Genomic DNA, 17,364 nt, shown 5'->3' with positions numbered 1-17,364 from the left:
GACGCCACACCGAGCCGACGGTCTCGGGCGGCCGCACCGTCGTTGAGCCCGGGCCACCCCACCAAACCATCAGGCCCGGACGCCACACCGAGCCGACGGTCTCGGGCGGCCGCACCGTCGTTGAGCCCGGGCCACCCCACCAAACCATCAGGCCCGGACGCCACACCGAGCCGACGGTCTCGGGCGGCCGCACCGTCGTTGAGCCCGGGCCACCCCACCAAACCATCAGGCCCGGACGCCACACCGAGCCGTCGGCCCCCGGCGACCACGCCAGGGCCCGGGTGGCTATACCGAATTGTTCGTGGGCGGCGCCGGGCTGTTCGCCCGGCGGGGCTTCACTCCGTGGCGATGGCTCGCAGCACGTCCAGGCGGGCCGCGCGCCGGGCCGGGCGCAGGCCCGCGAGGGCGCCGGCCGTGAGGCCCACCAGCGCCACCACGCCGAGTCGCAGCGGCGGCATCGCGAAGGCGAAGGCGCTGTCGCTCGCACCGTCCGAGGCCTTCACCAGCACCCAGCCGAGGAAGGCGCCGAGGGCGAGTCCGCCGACCGTGCCGAAGGCGGCGACAAGGACCGACTCCCAGCGGACCATGGCCCGCAGTTGGGACCGGGTCTGGCCGACGGCCCGCAGGAGGCCCAGTTCACGGGTGCGCTCGTGGATCGCCAGCGTCAGGGTGTTGGCGATACCGAGGAGCGCGATGAGCACGGCGAGGGCGAGCAGCGCGTAGACGAGCGTGAGCATCATGTCGATGCCCCCGGCCGAGGACTGCGCGTACTCGTCGCGGGTCTGCACGTCGGGGTTGCCGTACCGGTCGGCGACCTTCTCCACCGCGGCCTTGCCCGCGTCGACGCTCACGCCGTCCTTGAAGTCGACGGCGACGACGGTGTCCGAGTCCTGGGTGCGGTGCGGGGCCCACGCGGCGCGGGTGATGACGTAGTCGCCGGCGAGTTCGGACCGGCCGTAGACGGCGCGGACGGTGAAGGTCTCCTTCTTGCCGTCCGTGAAGGTGAGGTCGGCCTTGTCGCCGGTCTTCAGGCCCTGCTTGTCGGCCTCGCTCCCGGTGAGGGCGATGCCGTCGGTGCCGAGGGCGTGCAGGGAGCCGTCAACCTTGCCGAGGTCGAAGGTGCGCTCCAGCGCGACCGGGTCGGTGACGGTCAACGCCCGCCCCTTGCCGTCGACTTCGGCGACCCCGCGGCCGAGTCCGACGGCCGTGTCCACCTCGGGCAACCGCTGGACCGCTCCGGCGAGCCGGGGGCTGAGACCGCTGCCGCCCGCGCCGAACGACGGGGTACTGACGGCGACGTCGCCGGCGAAGGACCGGGACACGGTCTGGTCCATGGTCGCCTTCAGTGAGGCGCCGAACACCGTGAACAGCGACACCACGGCCACGCCGATCATCAGCGCTCCGGCGGTGGCCGCCGTCCGCTTGGGGCTGCGGAGGGCGTTGCGCCGGGCGAGCCCGCCGGTGACGCCGCGCAGCTTGTCGAGGGGGCCGCCGAGGACGCGTACGGCCGTCGTGGAGGCGACCGGGCCGAGGACCACGAAGGAGGCCAGGGCCAGGACGGCTCCGGTTCCCGCCAGCCAGAGGGACGGCGAGATGAAGACGCCGGTGAGGGTCACCGCGAGCGCCAGGGCGGCCAGGGCCATGCCGGTGACAGCACGGGCGCGGGAGGCGCCGGAGGTGTCGACCGCGGTCTCGCGCAGGGCGGCCAGCGGCGCGGTGCGGCCGGCTCGTACGGCGGGCAGCAGGGCGGAGCCCAGGCAGACCACGATGCCGACCGCGAGCGGCAGCACCATCGACAGGGAGCTGATCACCAAGTCCCCCTCGGGGAAGGCGAATCCGATGGCCGGGAACAGCGCCTGCAGCCCGGCCGCGACACCGATGCCGCCCGCCAGACCCGCGGCCGACGCGATCACGGCCACGACGCTCGCCTCGACGAGGGTGAACGCGGTGACCTGACGTCGTGAGGCGCCGAGGGCACGCAACAGGGCGTTCTCCCGGGTGCGTTGGGCGACGACGATCGCGAAGGTGTTGTGGATGGAGAAGGTCGCGACCAGCAGGGCGACACCGGAGAACACGAGCAGGAGGGTGGTGAAGACAGACAGGAACTGGCTGGAGATCATGTCCGTGTTCTCCTCGGCCGACTCCTGACCCGTGATGGCCTCGACTCCCTTGGGCAGCACGGAGGTCAGCCGGTCGACGAGTGCCCGCTGGCTGACGCCGGGTCCGGCGCGCACCTGGATGCTCGCCGCCTCCCCGGGCCTGGCCGTGAGGTACCTCTCCGCGTCGGCCTGGGTCATGCCGGTGAAGGTCACCTGGGCCATGCCGTCCTCGCCGCCGAAGGTCGCGAGGCCGACGATCGTCACCTTGACGGGGTCGGGGGTACGCAGGGTCGTCGTGTCGCCGATCCTCAGGTCGCCCTTGTCCGCGGTGCCCCGGTTGACGACCACCTCGCCGGACCGCTCCGGGGCGCGGCCCTCGGCGAGCCGGTACGGGTTGAGCTCCGGGTCGGCGATCCAGTTGCCGGCGAGGGTGGGCGGGCCCTGACCGCCGATGGGCTTGCCGTTCGCTCCCACGAGTTGGCCGGCGCCCTGGATGTCGGGCGCGGCGGCCGCGACGCCCGGGACCTTTTCGACGGTGTCGACGAGGTCCGTGGCGACCGGCTGTCGTACGCCCTGGCTCTCGCCGGGTGCGGTGATGTCGTCGGCGCTGCGGACGACGGCGTCGGTACCGCTGGTCGCGTCGCCGAACATGGTGTCGAAGCCGGCGCGCAGCGTGTCGCCCATGACGAGCGTTCCGGCGAGGAAGGCCACGCCGAGGAACACCGCGAGGAACGTCCCGGCGAAGCGCCGCCTGTGGCTGCGCAGGGAGGACACGCTCAGACGTACGGAGGCGTTCATGAGGGCACCTCGAAGGCTTTCAGGCGGTCCAGGACCTTGTCGGCGGTCGGGGATTCCATGCGGTCGACCAGGCGTCCGTCGGCGAGGAAGACGACCTCGTCGGCGTGGGCGGCGGCGACCGGGTCATGGGTGACCATGACGACCGTGCGGGACGTCTGCCGCACGGCACGGCCGAGGAGGCCGAGGACCTCCTCGCCGGAGCGGGAGTCGAGGTTGCCGGTCGGTTCGTCGGCGAAGACCACGTCCGGCCGGCCGGCGAACGCCCGGGCCACGGCGACGCGTTGCTGCTGGCCGCCGGAGAGCTCGGAGGGCCGGTGGTGGAGCCGGTCGCGCAGGCCGACGACGTCGACGAGCGCGTCGATCCACTCCGGGTCGCCCCTGCCGCCCGCGAGGTCCAGGGGCAGGGTGATGTTCTCGGCGACGGTCAGCGTCGGCACCAGGTTGAACGCCTGGAACACGAAGCCGACGCGGTCGCGCCGCAGCAGGGTGAGACGGCGGTCGTCGAGGGTGCCCAGCTCGGTGTCGCCGATGTGGGCGACGCCCGAGGTGAGGGTGTCGAGGCCGGCCGCGCAGTGCATCAGGGTGGACTTGCCGGAGCCCGAGGGCCCCATGATCGCGGTGAAGCGGCCGGCCGGGAAGTCGACGCTCACCCCGTCCAGGGCCCTCACGCTGGTGTCGCCGCCGCCGTACACCTTCACGGCGTCGACGACCCGGGCGGCCGGCAGGGTGCCGGTCGTGATGGTCGTGGCGGTCATGCCGCACCGCCCTTGCCGCTACGGCCGAACTGCTCGTCCAGGACGGACAGCCTGCGCCAGTACTCGTCCTCGTCGATCTCGCCGGAGGCGAAGCGGCGGCCGAGCATCGCGATCGGGGAGTCGCCGGACGGACCGGAGGGGCCGGTGTCGGTCATCGCGCGCCACGGTCCGCGACGGCCGCGCCAGACGGTGCGGCGCAGGACGGTGACGACGCCGATCACGACGGCCGCCCAGATCAGCGGGAAGAACAGGATCCACGGGCCGGGTCCGCCGTCCCAGTTCGCCAGGGTCTGCATCTCGAGTCATCTCCTCGGTGAGGCTTTCGCTGATGTCTCGAGACTCCCGCCGCGGAGGGGGCCGGGTCGTCGTACGGCCAGCGGCAGTGCGCGTACCTCGCGGGGAGTACGCGTGGACGTATCCGCTGCTCCTCAGACTGTTCCTTGGGCTGTTCCGCGGGCTGCCGGCGGCCGTGACGGACGACGCCGTACGGGAGACCGGCCGGCCGGGGAGGAAAAGCCGAGGGAGACGTGTTCCGGGTGCTCCACATGTCGGCGCGGGGCGTGACCGGCCGCGGTACGCGGACGGTCCGCGCGACCGTCAGTGATCCCCGGCCGGGCGGGCCCCGCCGAGGTCCAGGTGCTCGATGTGCGCCAGGTTCTCCCGGTCGTCCGCGTCCTGGCCGGCTTCGGCGGCGAACCAGGCGTCGAGGATCTCCTTGAGGAGGGGCTCGGAGGTGATCCGGAGGCTGAGGGCGAGGACGTTGGCGTCGTTCCAGCGACGGGCTCCGCCGGCCGTGTAGGCGTCCGTGCACAGGGCCGCGCGTACGCCGGGCACCTTGTTCGCGGCGATCGAGGCACCGGTGCCGGTCCAGCAGCACACGACCGCCTGGTCGGCCGTGCCGGCGGCGACCTCGCGGGCCGCGGTCGCCGAGCAGACGGACCACCGGGGATCGTCACCGGGGTTCAGCGCGCCGTACGTGACCACGTCGTGGCCGCGGGTGCGCAGCTGCGTCACGAGGCTGCGCGCGACAGGTTCGTCCATGTCCGAGGAGACGGAGATCCGCATGCCCCGAGCCTACTCGGGGCGGCGCACGCCCTCAGTGCGCGGGTGAGCGGGTCCCGGCGGTTGTGCGTGCCCGTCCTGGCGAACGCCGACCTCAGGTGGTCCTGGACGGTGGGTTCGGTGACGTACCCGCGGCAGGCGACGGTGTGGCTGTCGGCTCCCTCGGCGAGCGAGAGTGCGCCGGCGCCGGCCGGATCGCCGCGGACCCGGATCCTTGGGACCGCCGAGGAGACCTGAGCGGGCGGTCAGGTCAGCGCGCCCAGCGGATCGTCCAGTACCGGCTGCCAGGCCAGCTCCGCCGCGCCGACCAGGCTGTTGTGGTCGAGGGTGCAGGCCAGGATGGGGACGCCGCCGCTCTGCCCCCACAGGCTGCGGTCGGCGACGACCGCCCGCAGTCGGTCCGGGTCGGCGTCGAGAAGGGTGCGGTGGAGGCCGCCGAGGATGATGCGGTCCGGGTTGAGGATGTTCACCAGTCCCGCGAGGCCGAGGCCGAGCCGGTCGATGAGCGCCTCGGCGGCGGTGCGGATGGACGGGTCGTCGTAGTGGTCGCGGATCAGGTCGTTGGCGTGCTGGAGCAGGGAGACCTCGGGTCCCGGGTCGCGCCCGGCGGCGGTGAAGAAGGCCAGCGGGTCGGCCTCGACGTCGAGGCAGCCGCGGCTGCCGCAGTGGCAGGGGCGGCCCTCGGGATGGACAGTGAGGTGGCCGACCTCCAGCGCCAGACCCGAACTCCCGGTGTGCAGACGCCCGTCGAGGACCAGCGCGCCGCCCACGCCGCGGTGCCCGGTGGCCACGCACAGCAGGTCCCGGGCGCCGCGGCCCGCGCCGTGCCGGTGTTCGGCGAGCGCGGCGAGGTTGACGTCGTTGCCCGCGAACGCCGGGCCGGTGATGCCGGCAGCGCGCACGCACTCCTCGAAGATCCGGCGCACGGGCGCGCCGACGGGCCAGGCCAGGTGCAGGGGGTTGAGTGCCAGGCCGTCCGGCTCGGCGACGGCGGACGGCACGGCGAGGCCGGCGCCGACGCAGCTGCGTCCGGTGGTGCGCAGCAGTTCGGCCCCGGCCTCGACGACGGTTCCGAGTACCTTCGCGGGATCGGCGTCCACGGTCTCGCAGCCGGGCGCGGTGGCGACGATACGGCCGCCGAGGCCGACCAGGGCCGCCCGGAACCCGTCGGCGTGCACCTGCGCGGCGAGGACCACGGGCCCGTCCTCGGCGACCGCGAGCCGGTGCGAGGGCCGCCCCTGCGAACCGGCCGCGGCGCCGGGCCTGGCGTCCACCCGGATCAGCCCGAGCGCCTCCAGTTCGGCGGCGACCGCACCGGCCGTGGCCCGGGTCACCCCGAGTTCGGCGGTGAGCACGGCGCGGGTCGGCGCGCGTCCGGTGTGCACCAGCTCCAGGGCGGGCCCGAGCGCACCGCGCCCCCGGTCCAACCGCGTCCTCGAGGTGGTTCCTTCCCCCGGCGTCCGGGGGTCCGCCTTCCCGCTCATGAGGGCGAGTCTCCCATGATCCGCAGGTGCGGGGGTTTACAGACCGCTGACCCGGAGCGTGATGTTCAGCCGTCCTGTCAGTCCCAACTCGGGCGGCGCGGTGTCCGCGTGCACCCGGGGCACTCCGTGATGGGCGAGCCGGGAGGGGCCGCCGAAGACGAACAGGTCGCCGCTGCGTAGTTCGACGTCGCTGTACGGGCGGGTGCGGGTCTCGGTGTTGCCGAAGCGGAAGACGCAGGTGTCGCCGAGGCTCAGGGACACCACCGGGGCGTGCGACTTCTCGTCGCTGTCGCGGTGCATGCCCATGCGGGCGTCCCCGTCGTAGAAGTTGATCAGCGCGATGTCGTACGCGGCGGTCGCGGCCTCCTCGCCGCCGAGCGTGTCGGTCACCGCGCGGCGGCCGAGCTCCCCCAGCCAGTCGGGGAACGGCTTCACCGGGGCGCCGTCGCCGTCGACGACGGTGCGGGAGTAGGCGTACGGATGCCAATGCCAGCCCAGGCAGACCTGGCGCGCGGTCATCGTGCCGCCGCCGGGGGTGCGGACCGTGCGCAGGCCGGCCGGTGGGCGGGCCCACTCCCGGCAGGCCGCCAGCAGCTTCCGCTGCCGGGCCGGGTCCAGCCAGTCCGGTACGTGCACCGCGCCGGGCGCGATCCGCGTACGGGATCTGGGGAACAGCTCCGTGTCCATGGTCTCCATCCTTCCCGACGAGCCCTGAGCTGCGGCTCGGCTAGCCTGGTCGCACGATGAACGACCGTATGAAGACGCCCTGGGGCGAGTTCGAGCTGTCCCGCTTCCCCGAGAACCCGCGTGACCGGCTGCGTGCCTGGGACGCCTCCGACGAGTACCTGCTCCAGCATCTCGCGGACGAGGGGGTCCCCCTGTCCGGCACGGTCGTGGTGGTCGGTGACCGCTGGGGCGCGCTGGTCACGGCACTCTCGGCGCACCGCCCGGTGCAGATCACCGACTCTTTCCTCACCCGGGAGGCGACCCGGGCCAACCTCGCCCGGGGCGGTGTCGATGAGGACTCGGTGGGGCTGCTGACCACTCGGGACACCCCGCCCTCCCGGGTCGACGTCCTGCTGGTGCGCGTGCCGAAGAGCCTGGCGCTTCTCGAGGACCAGCTGCTGCGGCTGGCGCCCGCCGTGCACGAGGGCACGGTCGTCGTCGGCACCGGCATGGTGAAGGAGATCCACACCTCGACGCTCCGGTTGTTCGAGCGGATCCTCGGACCGACCCGGACCTCGCTCGCCGAGAAGAAGGCGCGGCTCATCTTCTGTACGCCGGATCCGACGCGGGCACGGGCCGGCACCCCCTGGCCGTACAGCTATGTCCTTCCCGACGGCATCGGCCCGGTGTCGGGGCGCACCGTCGTCAATCACGCGGGCGTCTTCTGCGCCGACCGGCTCGACATCGGCACCCGGTTCCTGCTCCGCCATATGCCGGCCACGAAGGGCCTGCGCCGGGTCGTGGACCTGGGATGCGGCAACGGTGTCGTCGGTACGGCGGTGGCACTGGCCGATCCCGAGGCGGAGGTGTTGTTCGCGGACGAGTCCTTCCAGGCGGTGGCCTCGGCGGAGGCGACGTACCAGGCGAACGGCGCGCCCGGGCACGCGGAGTTCCTGGTCGGGGACGGGCTGGCGGGGGTACCGGCCGGGAGCGTCGACCTCGTGCTCAACAATCCCCCGTTCCACTCGCACCAGGCGACGACGGACGCGACGGCGCGGCGGATGTTCACCGACGCCGAGCGGGCGCTGCGTTCCGGCGGCGAACTGTGGGTGATCGGCAATCGGCACCTCGGGTATCACGTGAAGCTGCGGCGCCTGTTCGGCAACAGTCGGCTTGTCGCCAGTGATCCGAAGTTCGTGGTGCTCAAGGCCGTCAAGCGGTAGCCGGCACTGGTCAGGGGACATTTCGGGCGGCGTCACGAGACAGCCGGTCCACCGTCGGGAAGGGCGCGCCCGTCAGGGCTCGGCCGTTCCCCTGAGCGCCCGTGGTGACGCGCCCAGTTCCCGGCGGCACGCCTTGTTGAACGCCTGGAGGTCGGGGATGCCGACGGACGCGGCGACGGCGGGGATGGACAGGGTCGAGGCCCGCAGCAGATGGTGGGCGCGGGCGAGTCTGCGGCGGCGGATGTAGCCGACGACCGTGGTTCCGGTGGCCTCGTGCAGGAGCCGGGTGAGGTGGTTGTGCGAGACGCCGACCGCCCGCGCGACCTCCGGCACGGTCAGCGGGGCCGCCAGGTGGGCCTCGATATAGCCGATGGCTGTGTTGACCACCGGATGCGGGCCGGGCAGCGAGGCCGCCGGGGCCAGTTGGGCGATACGCCACAGCGCGGTCCAGATCTCGGCGCGGGTGCGCTCGGGGTCCCGGGGCACCGCGGTGACCGCCTGCCACAACAGAGAGCTGAGGATGGGGAGTTCGGGCCCGGCATCCTGGACCACGGGGAGCGTGCGGACGGGTCCGGTGGCCGCGATGCGCAAGTGGGCGTAGAGGTGCTCGGAGCGGCCCCGGTAGCGGTAGCGGACCGTGGCGCCCGGCGGGATCAGGCTGACCCGGCCCGGGCGGACGATGTGCGCCGTGCCGTCGACCAGGAGCTCGGCGTCGTACTGGTACAGGTGCAGCTGCCACAGCTCGGGCAGCCGGAACACGTCGGTGCGGCCGGCGACGCCGTGCACACCGACGCCGGCGTTCGCCACGACGGGGGGTTCGCCGAGGTGGAGCTCGGTCTCCTGCATGGCCGGAAATTACCAGTGCGGGCCGGACGCCGACCGGGTCCTTGCCCAGCGCGCGAGGCGGACGTCAGTCCAGCGCCCGGATGATCTCCGCGACCGTGCGCACCATCGCCTCCCGTCCGACGGCGAGGTAGGAGCGTGAGTCCACCGCCTCGGGGTGGGCGGCGAGGAAGGTCCGGATCGCGCCGGTCATGGCGATGTTGAGGGCGGTGCCGACGTTCACCTTGGCGATGCCGCCCGCGGCGGCCGCGGCCAGTTCGTCGTCCGGCAGCCCGGACGAGCCGTGCAGTACGAGGGGCACGTCCAGTGTCGCGGCCAGCCGCTCGAGGAGGGTGCGGTCGAGGGCGGCGGTGCGTGTGGTCATGGCGTGCGAGCTGCCGACGGCGACGGCGAGCGCGTCCACGCCGGAGTCCGCGACGAAGGCGCGGGCCTCGACGGGGTCGGTACGGGCACCGGGCGCGTGGGCGTCCGACGGGCCCTCGCCGGGATCCGCCCGGCCGTCCGGTCCGGCCTTGCCGCCCACCCGCCCCAACTCGGCCTCGATCCAGAGCCCTTGTGTGTGTGCCCAGTCGGCGGCGGATCTGGTCGCGGTGAGGTTCTCGGCGTAGGGCAGCCGGGAGCCGTCGTACATGACGGAGCTGAATCCGGCGGCTGGGGCCTGGCGCAGCAGGTCGTCGCTCTGTACGTGGTCGAGGTGCAACGCGACGGGTACGGCAGCGCGTTCGGCCGCGGCGACGGCGGCGCGGGCGAGCGGAAGCAGGCGTCCGTAACGGAACTTGACCGCGTTCTCGCTGACTTGGAGGACAACGGGGGCGCCTACCGACTCGGCGCCGGCGATGACCGCCTCGACGTGTTCGAGGGTGATGATGTTGAAGGCGGCGACGGCGGAGTGGGCCGCGGCGGCGCGGGTGACGAGCTCGCCGGTGGTCGCGAGGGGCACGGCTGGTCCTTCCGTGGCTTCAGGGGCTCAAGGGGCTCAGGGGGCGAGGATCACCGAGCGGGTGAGGTGGCGCGGCAGGTCGGGGTCCAGGCCGCGGGCCGCGGCGACCGCCACCGCGAGACGCTGGACGCGGACCAGTTCGGCGAGCGGGTCCAGGCCGCCCGCCACCCATGATCCGCCGGTCGCCCGTACCTGTTCCGCCAGCCCGTCCGGCGCCTCGCCGAGCATCCAGGTGGCGGTGCCGTGGGTGGTGACGCTGATGGGGCCGTGCCGGTACTCCATCGCCGGGTAGGCCTCGGTCCAGGCGAGGCAGGCCTCGCGCATCTTCAGTCCCGCCTCGTTCGCGAGGCCCACGGTCCAGCCGCGCCCCAGGAAGGTGAACTGAGTGCGGTCGACGAGCCCTTCCGGAAGCGGGGTCGTGAGTGCGGTGCGAGCGTCGGTGACGACGGCGTCGCTGTGCAGGCCGAGGTGGGCGCGGAGCAGGGTCAGGGCGGTGGTGGCGAACCGGGTCTGGACGACGGAGCGTTCGTCGGCGAAGTCGAGGACGACGAGATCGTCGGCGGCCGTCATGACGGGGGTGTGCGGGTCCGCGGTGATCGCGGTCGTTCGCGAGCGCCCCTTCAACTCCCCCAGTAGTTCGAGTACTTCGGTGGTGGTGCCGGACCGGGTGAGGGCGACCACCCGGTCGTAGGAGCGGCCGTGCGGGAACTCGGACGCGGCGAAGGCGTCCGTCTCGCCCTGCCCGGACGCCTCGCGCAGCGCCGCGACGGACTGCGCCATGAAGTACGAGGTGCCGCACCCGACGAGCGCGACCCGCTCCCCCGGCGCCGGGAGCGCCCCGCCGTGTTCAGGCGCCTGCGCCGCGGCCCGGGTCCAGCACTCGGGCTGGCTCGTCAACTCGTCCTCGACATGGGTCATGCCGTACCTCTCCTCCGCTTCGAGCACCGTCTTCGAGCGTCGTCTTCGAGCACCGTCTTCGAGCGTCGTCTTCGAGCGTCGGCTTCGAGCGCCGTCTTCGAGCGTCGGCTTCGAGCCCCGACGTAGATCCTCAGCTTTGATTTTTCTTGCAAGATATAGCGATGTTTCGAGCACAATCAAGCATTCGGACATAGGGACGCACTATCGGCTCCGGACGGGGGTGCGCCCGTTCGAGGAACGTGGGCCGCGGGTGGTCGCGGTCCAGCGGTGTTACCGGCCCGGCGCTGTCTCTGGACGCCTAAGCTGAGGCTGAGGCCGAGGGGCGTGCCGGGCATGGAGGCTGCGATGGATGGACAACCGACCGCACAGCATGTGTCCGGGGGCGGACGGTATCTGCCGATCGCCGAGCACGGTCTGATCGGCGATCTGCGCAGTGTGGCCCTGGTGGGCACCGACGGGACGATCGACTGGTACTGCTGCCCCTCCTTCGACGCTCCGAGCGTCTTCGCGTCGATCCTGGACTCGGACAAGGGCGGCTGTTTCGAGCTGGCGGCCACCGTGCCGGCCACGACGAAGCAGTTCTACTTCCCCGACACCAACGTGCTGATCACTCGGTTCTTCACCGAGGACGGCGTCGGCGAGGTGCAGGACTTCATGCCGGTCGACGGCGGCTCGGTGGAGACCGAGCGCCACCGGCTGATCCGGCGGGTGCTGTGCGTGCGCGGGTCCATCCCGTTCCGTACCCGGGTGGCACCGCGCTTCGACTACGGCGCCGAGCCGCACACCGTGCGGATGGCCGGTGACGTCGCGGTGTTCGAGTCCGCGAAGCTCTCCCTCGGGCTGACCGCGACCGTGCCGCTGGAGGTCGACGGCCTGGACGCGCGCGCCGACTTCAAGCTGGCCGAGGGCGAGTCGGCGGTGTTCGCTCTGGACCAGGTGGGCGGCGAGGTGGCGCCGCGCCGGTGCGCGCGGACGGAGGCCGAGGAACAGTTCACCACCACGGTGGCGTACTGGCGGCACTGGCTGTCCGCGTCCAAGTACCGTGGCCGCTGGCGGGAGATGGTGCACCGCTCGGCCCTCACGCTGAAACTGCTGACGTACGCGCCGACGGGCGCGATCGTGGCGGCGCCGACGACGAGTCTGCCGGAACAGATCGGCGGGGAGCGCAACTGGGACTACCGGTACGTGTGGGTACGGGACGCCGCGTTCTGCGTGTACGCGCTGCTTCGGCTGGGCTTCACCGGCGAGGCCGAGGCGTTCATGAACTTCGTGACCCGCCACATCAGTCCGGGCGACGGCAAACCCTCCGGCCCGCTGCAGATCATGTACGGCATCGACGGCCGTACGGATCTGACGGAGCGTGAACTCGACCACCTGGAGGGGCACAAGACCTCCGCGCCGGTGCGGATCGGCAACGCCGCCGCCGAGCAGCTCCAACTGGACATCTACGGCGCGCTGATCGACTCGATCTACCTCTACGACAAGTGGGCCAAGCCGATCTCCAGCGGTCAGTGGGACGACGTGTGCGCGCTGGTGGACTGGGTGTGCGGGAACTGGGACCAGCCGGACGAGGGCATCTGGGAGACCCGCGGCGGCCGCAAGAACTTCCTGTACTCGCGGCTGATGTGCTGGGTGGCGATCGAGCGGGGCATCCGCATGGCCAACCGGCGGGGTCTGCCCGCCGACCTGAACCGCTGGCGGGAGTCCCGCGACGCGATCTACCGGCGGATCATGAGCCGGGGCTGGTCCGAGACCCGCCAGGCCTTCGTGCAGCACGAGGACGGCGACGTGCTCGACGCGGCGGTACTGATGATGCCGCTGACGAAGTTCATCGCGCCCACCGACCCCAAGTGGCTGTCCACGCTGGACGCCCTCACCCACGACCTGGTGTCGGACTCGCTGGTCTACCGCTACGACCCGCTGGAGAGCCCCGACGGACTGCGCGGCGACGAGGGCACGTTCTCCATCTGTTCGTTCTGGTACGTCGAGGCCATGGTGCACGCCGGGCGGATCGACGAGGCACGGCTGGCCTTCGAGAAGATGCTCACCTACGCCAACCATCTCGGGCTGTACGCCGAGGAGATCAGCCACACCGGCGAGCAACAGGGCAACTTCCCGCAGGCGTTCACCCACCTCGCCCTGATCAGCGCGGCCTTCAACCTGGATCGCGCTCTCGGCTGACCCACCGGGAGAACTCTCGCCGGAACGACAGGATGACGGGACGACGGGACGACGGACCGAACTGTCCGGTCGGGGCACCCCCGACCGGACAGGCACCTCAGCCGAAGGCTTTCACAGCCTGGTAGTACGTCCACGCCGTGCTGTTGCAGGCGGCCTTCGTACCGCTGGTGTAGGCCGCGCACACCCGTTTGAGGTCCTCGTAGAAGGCGCTGTCCAGTCGGGTCTTGTTGGCGCTGAAGGCTCCCGCCGCCTTGTAGTTGCGGTAGCCGAAGTCGTGCCGGGCGCAGGACTTCTGGAAGGGGAAGCCGAACGGGTTGTCCGGCGAGGAGGAGCAGTAGTCCGTGGTCCAGTCGAACGCGTACGCGCTCCAGGTGGACTGGTTCGCGCGGGCGGCGGCCCAGGAGTTGTAGCTCGACGCGGTGGTCTGGGTCCAGCTCGCGAGGACCTGGGACCTGTCGGCGGGGGCGGCGTCGGCGGCTGCGGCGGTGCCGACGACGGTGATCAGGGCCAGAGTCGAGGCGGCCATCGCGGTGGTGAGTCTGCGGTGCATCCCACACCTCCATGAGAACTGCGACCCGTCCGTCGGGCCGCAGGTTCATGACAAGAGGATTCACACCTGGACCGGCTTTCACACCGCCAGCCTTCTGACGAACCGTCAACTCTCCGATATGCCTGCCAATCGGACGTCGACAGCGGTGAGCGCCAACGCCAGCGGCCCCGGCGCGAGAAACGCGAGCGGGACCAGCATCCACGCGCACAGGGCAGCGGTCGCCAGCGCGAGCAGCACCAGACCACAGCCGCCCGGATCCCGTACGGTGTCTTTCGCCGCCGCGCGCACGGCGGCCGGCCAGTCGGTGAGCGACTCGGGGCGGGCGCAGGCCCTGAGGCCCACCACCAGGGCGCCGGTGCCGATCGCGGCGGCCACCACCGCGAACAGCGTCGCCCCCGGCAGCCCTGCCCCGGCCAAAGCCAGGTCCGCGACACACAGCAGCGCACCCGCCAGAGCGACGGCACCGGCCGCCAGATCGCCCACCCGCAGCCGTCGCCGCAGGAGAGCGAAGTACCGCCCCGCGGTGGCGGGTTGCCCCTGCCCCACGCCCCGCAGCACCGCGCACGCGCTCGACAGAGCGGCCGGGGCGGTCACCAGCGGCAGACAGGCCACCGCTGTGGCCAGGCCGACACTCAGCACGTCGGCGAACAGGGTCATCCGGGGCCCGAACAGCTCACCCGGCTCACGTGTCCGCAATGAGCTCATCCCTTGACTCCGGAGCTGGCCATGCCCTCCACCAGGAACCGCTGGAAGGCTAGGAAGAACAGCACGATCGGCAGCAGCGCGATCACCGACATCGCGAACATCGGGCCGAACGACGACTGGCTGGAGGCGTCCACGAACGACCTGAGGGCGAGCGTGAGCGTGAACTTGTCCGGGTCGAAGAGATAGATCAGCTGGGTGAAGAAGTCGTTCCAGGTCCAGATGAAGGTGAAGATCGCCGTGGTGATCAACGCGGGCCGGGTGAGCGGCAGCACGACCTGGAAGAAGCTGCGGAACGGGCCGCACCCGTCGATACGGGCCGCCTCCTCCAGCTCGCGCGGCAGACCACGCATGAACTGCACGATGAGGAAGACGAAGAACGCCTCGGTGGCGAGGAACTTCGGCAGGATCAGCGGCCAGTAGGTGTTCACCAGGCCGAGCTGGTTGAAGATGATGTACTGCGGGATCAGCACCGCGTGATGCGGGAGCATGATCGTCGCGATCATGAAGGCGAACAGCGGGCCGCGGAAGCGGAAGCGCAGCCGGGCGAAGGCGTAGGCGGCCAGCGAGCAGCTGATCACGTTGCCGAGGACCGCACCGCCCGCGATCAGCAGCGAGTTGGACAGCAGCCGCCAGATGGACACGTCGTTCACGCCGTCCATGGCCGTCTTGTAGTTCGACCACTCCAGATGGCTGGGCAGCAGGTCGAGACTGGAGATGACCTCGTCGGCGGGCTTGAGCGAGGTGGCGAGCAGCCAGGCCAGCGGGTAGAGCATGACCAGCAGGGCGGCCAGGCAGCCCAGGTGCAGAACGATACGGCCCCAGCGAACGGGCTTGCGGACAACGGCGGTTGAGGTCATCGGTCCCCCTCGGACGCGTAGAAGACCCAGGAGCGCGAGGTGCGGAACAGCACCGCCGTGACGGCACCGATGACGAGCAGCAGCACCCAGGCCATGGCGGAGGCGTAGCCCATGTGGGAGGCGACGAAGCCACGGTCGTAGAGGTACATGGTGTAGACGAGGGTCGAGTCGGCGGGGCCGCCCTTGCCGGCGCTGACCGCGAAGGCGGGGGTGAAGACCTGGAAGGCCTGGATGGTCTGCAGCACCAGGTTGAAGAAGAGCACCGGGGACAGCATCGGCACGGTGACGGACACGAACTGACGCCATTTTCCGGCCCCGTCGACGGCCGCCGCCTCGTAGAGCTCGGCGGGTATCTGCTGGAGTCCCGCGAGGAAGATGACCATCGGCGCGCCGAACTGCCACACCGTCAGCAGCGCTACGGCCAGCAGCGCCCAGCCGGGCTTGTTCACCCAGCCGCCGGTGCCGAGCAGGTTGTCCACCGTGCCGCCGTCGTTGAAGACCGCCCGCCAGACGAGGGCGATGGACATCGAGGCGCCGAGCAGCGAGGGGGCGTAGAACGCGGACCGGTAGAAGCCCTTGCCGCGATTCAGGGACTTCAGGGCGAGGGCTACGACGAGGGCGAGCGCGAGTTGGAGGGGCACGGCGACGACGACGTACGTCAGGGTCGTCATGACCGACCGCCAGTAGCGCGGGTCCTCGGTGAACATCTGCGTGTAGTTGCGCAGGCCCACCCATCGCGGGGGGTCGAACAGGTTGTAGTCGGTGAACGACAGGTACAGCGACACGGCCATCGGCAGCAGAGTCAGGACGCTCGCGCCGAGGACCCACGGGGACAGGAACACCCAGGCGGCGCCCTCGCGTTCGCGTTTCGGGCGGCGCTTCGGGGCGGTGACGGCCCGCTTCGGTCGTGCGGGGGGAGCGGGTATGTCGGTGGTGGTCATGACCTCAGCTCCGCCTTCGCCTCGGTGACGTAGTTCTCGGCCGCCTCGTGGGGCGACATGCGCTGGTACGACACCTGGTCGTAGTCGCGCTGGAAGGTGCTCTGCAGGGCGTTGTCGCCGGAGGGCGGGGCCTGCGGCGGATCCTTGAGAGTGCCTTCGAGGGACGACTGGAAGTCGGCGACGGTCTTGTCGAAGTCCTTCAGCTGGGACGCGGTCTCCTCGCGGATGGTCTCGTTGACGGCGATACCGCGGGTGGCGCCGAGGATCTCGGCGGCGTCCTGGTCGTTGAGGAGGAAGTCGACTAGCTGCGCCGACTCCTTCGCGTGGCCGGTGTTGGCGGAGACGCCGAGGAACATCGACGGCTTGAAGTACTGGCCGGGCGTGCCGTTCTCGCCGGCCGGCATGGGCGCGAGGGCGATCCCGGTCGGGATGAGGGCGAGGTAACCGCTGGACGGGGCGTCCCAGTTGGTGTCGGCGATCGCCTTGCCACGTCCGAGCGGGGTGTTCTCGACGGACCCGTCCAGCTGGGTGGTCTGCTCGGCGGGCGAGACGGCGCCTTCGCGCCGGAGCCTGTCGGTGAAGGTCCACCACTCGGCCAGGTCGTCGGTGGTGAAGCCGAGCCCGCCGTCCTTGGTGTAGAGGGCCTTGCCCCGGCCGCGCAGCCAGACCTCGAAGGCGTCCTCGCTCTGGCCCGGGTCGGTGGCGCCCGGCTTGCCCGTCCGCTTCGCCAGCTCGCGTACGGCCGCCGCCCAGTCGTCCCAGGTCCAGCCCTGGCGCGGGAGCGGCACACCCGCCTTCTTCCACGTCCCGACGTCGTAGACGACGGTCTCGGTGCCGCGGCCCTGCGGGACGGCGTACTGGGTGCCGTCCACCCGGCCGGTGGCCAGCAGACCCGGGTCGATCTCGGACGTGTGCAGGACGGACTTCTGTTTCGCCAGGTCGAGCAGCACGCCACCGGAGGCGTACTGGTCGATCTGGCGGTAGTCCAGCTGCATCACGTCGGGCGCGTCACCGCCTGTGGCCTGCACGGCGAGCTTCTGTTTGTAGGCGTCGTAACCCGAGAACGACGTCTGCACCCGCACGTTCGGATGGCGCTTCTCGAACAGGGCGACGGCCTGCTCGGTGCGTTCCGCGCGGTCGGGGTTGCCCCACCACGTGTACCGCAGCGCGACCTTGCCGCCGCCGACCGATTCCCCGGAGCCCCCGCATCCGGCCAGCACCGCACAGAGCGCGAGTGCGGCGGCCGATGCGCAGAACCCCTTTGTCCTGTGTCCGGGCATGCCGAGGTCACCTCATTCCTTCCTCGGACTTCTTGTGGCCCCCCTCAGCCCCCTGCGACGCC

Annotated in this window: 16 protein-coding genes; 2 read left to right on the top strand and 14 right to left on the bottom strand. The window is 71.5% G+C overall.

Annotated features, from left to right (window positions below):
* Positions 1-335 precede the first annotated feature (335 nt).
* The 6 genes from AB0H86_RS19595 to AB0H86_RS19570 all read right to left on the bottom strand — a co-directional run bounded on the left by AB0H86_RS19595 (position 336) and on the right by AB0H86_RS19570 (position 6,885).
* The gene (locus tag AB0H86_RS19595) at positions 336-2,897 is read right to left on the bottom strand and encodes an FtsX-like permease family protein (protein WP_362439661.1); all 2,562 of its coding nucleotides are present in this window, start codon (positions 2,895-2,897) and stop codon (positions 336-338) included.
* Positions 2,894-3,652 (bottom strand): ABC transporter ATP-binding protein, encoded by a 759-nt coding sequence (locus tag AB0H86_RS19590; protein ID WP_362439658.1) that lies wholly within the window; start codon positions 3,650-3,652, stop codon positions 2,894-2,896. The genes AB0H86_RS19595 and AB0H86_RS19590 overlap by 4 nt, the downstream gene beginning before the upstream one ends.
* On the bottom strand, positions 3,649-3,948 hold the full coding sequence (locus tag AB0H86_RS19585) for an SHOCT domain-containing protein (RefSeq protein WP_362439655.1): 300 nt from the start codon (positions 3,946-3,948) through the stop codon (positions 3,649-3,651). Before AB0H86_RS19585 ends, AB0H86_RS19590 begins: the two co-directional genes overlap by 4 nt.
* A gap of 301 nt (positions 3,949-4,249) precedes the next feature.
* Positions 4,250-4,717, bottom strand: a complete 468-nt coding sequence (locus tag AB0H86_RS19580; RefSeq protein ID WP_362439652.1) for an RpiB/LacA/LacB family sugar-phosphate isomerase — start codon at positions 4,715-4,717, stop codon at positions 4,250-4,252.
* Between the two features lie 242 nt (positions 4,718-4,959).
* Positions 4,960-6,198, bottom strand: coding sequence for an ROK family protein (locus tag AB0H86_RS19575; RefSeq protein WP_362439649.1), 1,239 nt, complete (start codon positions 6,196-6,198; stop codon positions 4,960-4,962).
* Between the two features lie 36 nt (positions 6,199-6,234).
* Positions 6,235-6,885, bottom strand: a complete 651-nt coding sequence (locus tag AB0H86_RS19570; RefSeq protein WP_362439646.1) for an alpha-ketoglutarate-dependent dioxygenase AlkB — start codon at positions 6,883-6,885, stop codon at positions 6,235-6,237.
* 56 nt (positions 6,886-6,941) lie between these two features.
* On the opposite strand from AB0H86_RS19570, the gene AB0H86_RS19565 reads away from it, so the two are divergent.
* Positions 6,942-8,087 carry a methyltransferase gene (locus AB0H86_RS19565; RefSeq protein ID WP_362439643.1) on the top strand — a complete coding sequence of 382 codons (1,146 nt, stop codon included), beginning with the start codon at positions 6,942-6,944 and terminating at the stop codon, positions 8,085-8,087.
* Between the two features lie 72 nt (positions 8,088-8,159).
* On the opposite strand, the gene AB0H86_RS19560 is transcribed toward AB0H86_RS19565, so the two are convergent.
* The 3 genes from AB0H86_RS19560 to AB0H86_RS19550 all read right to left on the bottom strand — a co-directional run bounded on the left by AB0H86_RS19560 (position 8,160) and on the right by AB0H86_RS19550 (position 10,788).
* Positions 8,160-8,933: an AraC family transcriptional regulator gene (locus tag AB0H86_RS19560; RefSeq protein ID WP_362439640.1), complete on the bottom strand. Its 774-nt coding sequence runs from the start codon at positions 8,931-8,933 to the stop codon at positions 8,160-8,162.
* A 64-nt stretch (positions 8,934-8,997) separates the two neighbouring features.
* Positions 8,998-9,870 carry a ketose-bisphosphate aldolase gene (locus tag AB0H86_RS19555; protein ID WP_362439637.1) on the bottom strand — a complete coding sequence of 291 codons (873 nt, stop codon included), beginning with the start codon at positions 9,868-9,870 and terminating at the stop codon, positions 8,998-9,000.
* Between the two features lie 36 nt (positions 9,871-9,906).
* Entirely contained in the window at positions 9,907-10,788 is an 882-nt protein-coding gene (locus tag AB0H86_RS19550) for an SIS domain-containing protein (protein ID WP_362439634.1), read from the bottom strand.
* A gap of 345 nt (positions 10,789-11,133) precedes the next feature.
* On the opposite strand from AB0H86_RS19550, the gene AB0H86_RS19545 reads away from it, so the two are divergent.
* Positions 11,134-12,969 carry a glycoside hydrolase family 15 protein gene (locus tag AB0H86_RS19545; protein ID WP_362439631.1) on the top strand — a complete coding sequence of 612 codons (1,836 nt, stop codon included), beginning with the start codon at positions 11,134-11,136 and terminating at the stop codon, positions 12,967-12,969.
* 97 nt (positions 12,970-13,066) lie between these two features.
* Here the strand turns inward: AB0H86_RS19545 and AB0H86_RS19540 are convergent, their stop codons facing one another.
* The 5 genes from AB0H86_RS19540 to AB0H86_RS19520 all read right to left on the bottom strand — a co-directional run bounded on the left by AB0H86_RS19540 (position 13,067) and on the right by AB0H86_RS19520 (position 17,302).
* Positions 13,067-13,519, bottom strand: a complete 453-nt coding sequence (locus AB0H86_RS19540) for a phospholipase (RefSeq protein ID WP_362439628.1) — start codon at positions 13,517-13,519, stop codon at positions 13,067-13,069.
* Between the two features lie 105 nt (positions 13,520-13,624).
* A complete protein-coding gene (locus AB0H86_RS19535; protein ID WP_362439625.1) occupies positions 13,625-14,224 on the bottom strand; it encodes a hypothetical protein in 600 nt (199 codons plus the stop codon).
* A complete protein-coding gene (locus AB0H86_RS19530) occupies positions 14,221-15,081 on the bottom strand; it encodes a carbohydrate ABC transporter permease (protein ID WP_362439622.1) in 861 nt (286 codons plus the stop codon). The genes AB0H86_RS19535 and AB0H86_RS19530 overlap by 4 nt, the downstream gene beginning before the upstream one ends.
* Positions 15,078-16,022: a sugar ABC transporter permease gene (locus AB0H86_RS19525; RefSeq protein WP_362439620.1), complete on the bottom strand. Its 945-nt coding sequence runs from the start codon at positions 16,020-16,022 to the stop codon at positions 15,078-15,080. Before AB0H86_RS19525 ends, AB0H86_RS19530 begins: the two co-directional genes overlap by 4 nt.
* Entirely contained in the window at positions 16,019-17,302 is a 1,284-nt protein-coding gene (locus tag AB0H86_RS19520; protein WP_362439617.1) for an ABC transporter substrate-binding protein, read from the bottom strand. The genes AB0H86_RS19525 and AB0H86_RS19520 overlap by 4 nt, the downstream gene beginning before the upstream one ends.
* Positions 17,303-17,364 lie beyond the last annotated feature (62 nt).

The sequence above is a fragment of the Streptomyces sp. NPDC050997 genome, assembly GCF_040660135.1.
Taxonomy (GTDB): domain Bacteria; phylum Actinomycetota; class Actinomycetes; order Streptomycetales; family Streptomycetaceae; genus Streptomyces.
Note: the sequence above shows the minus strand (reverse complement) of the source record. Positions and strands in the feature narration are given on the sequence as shown.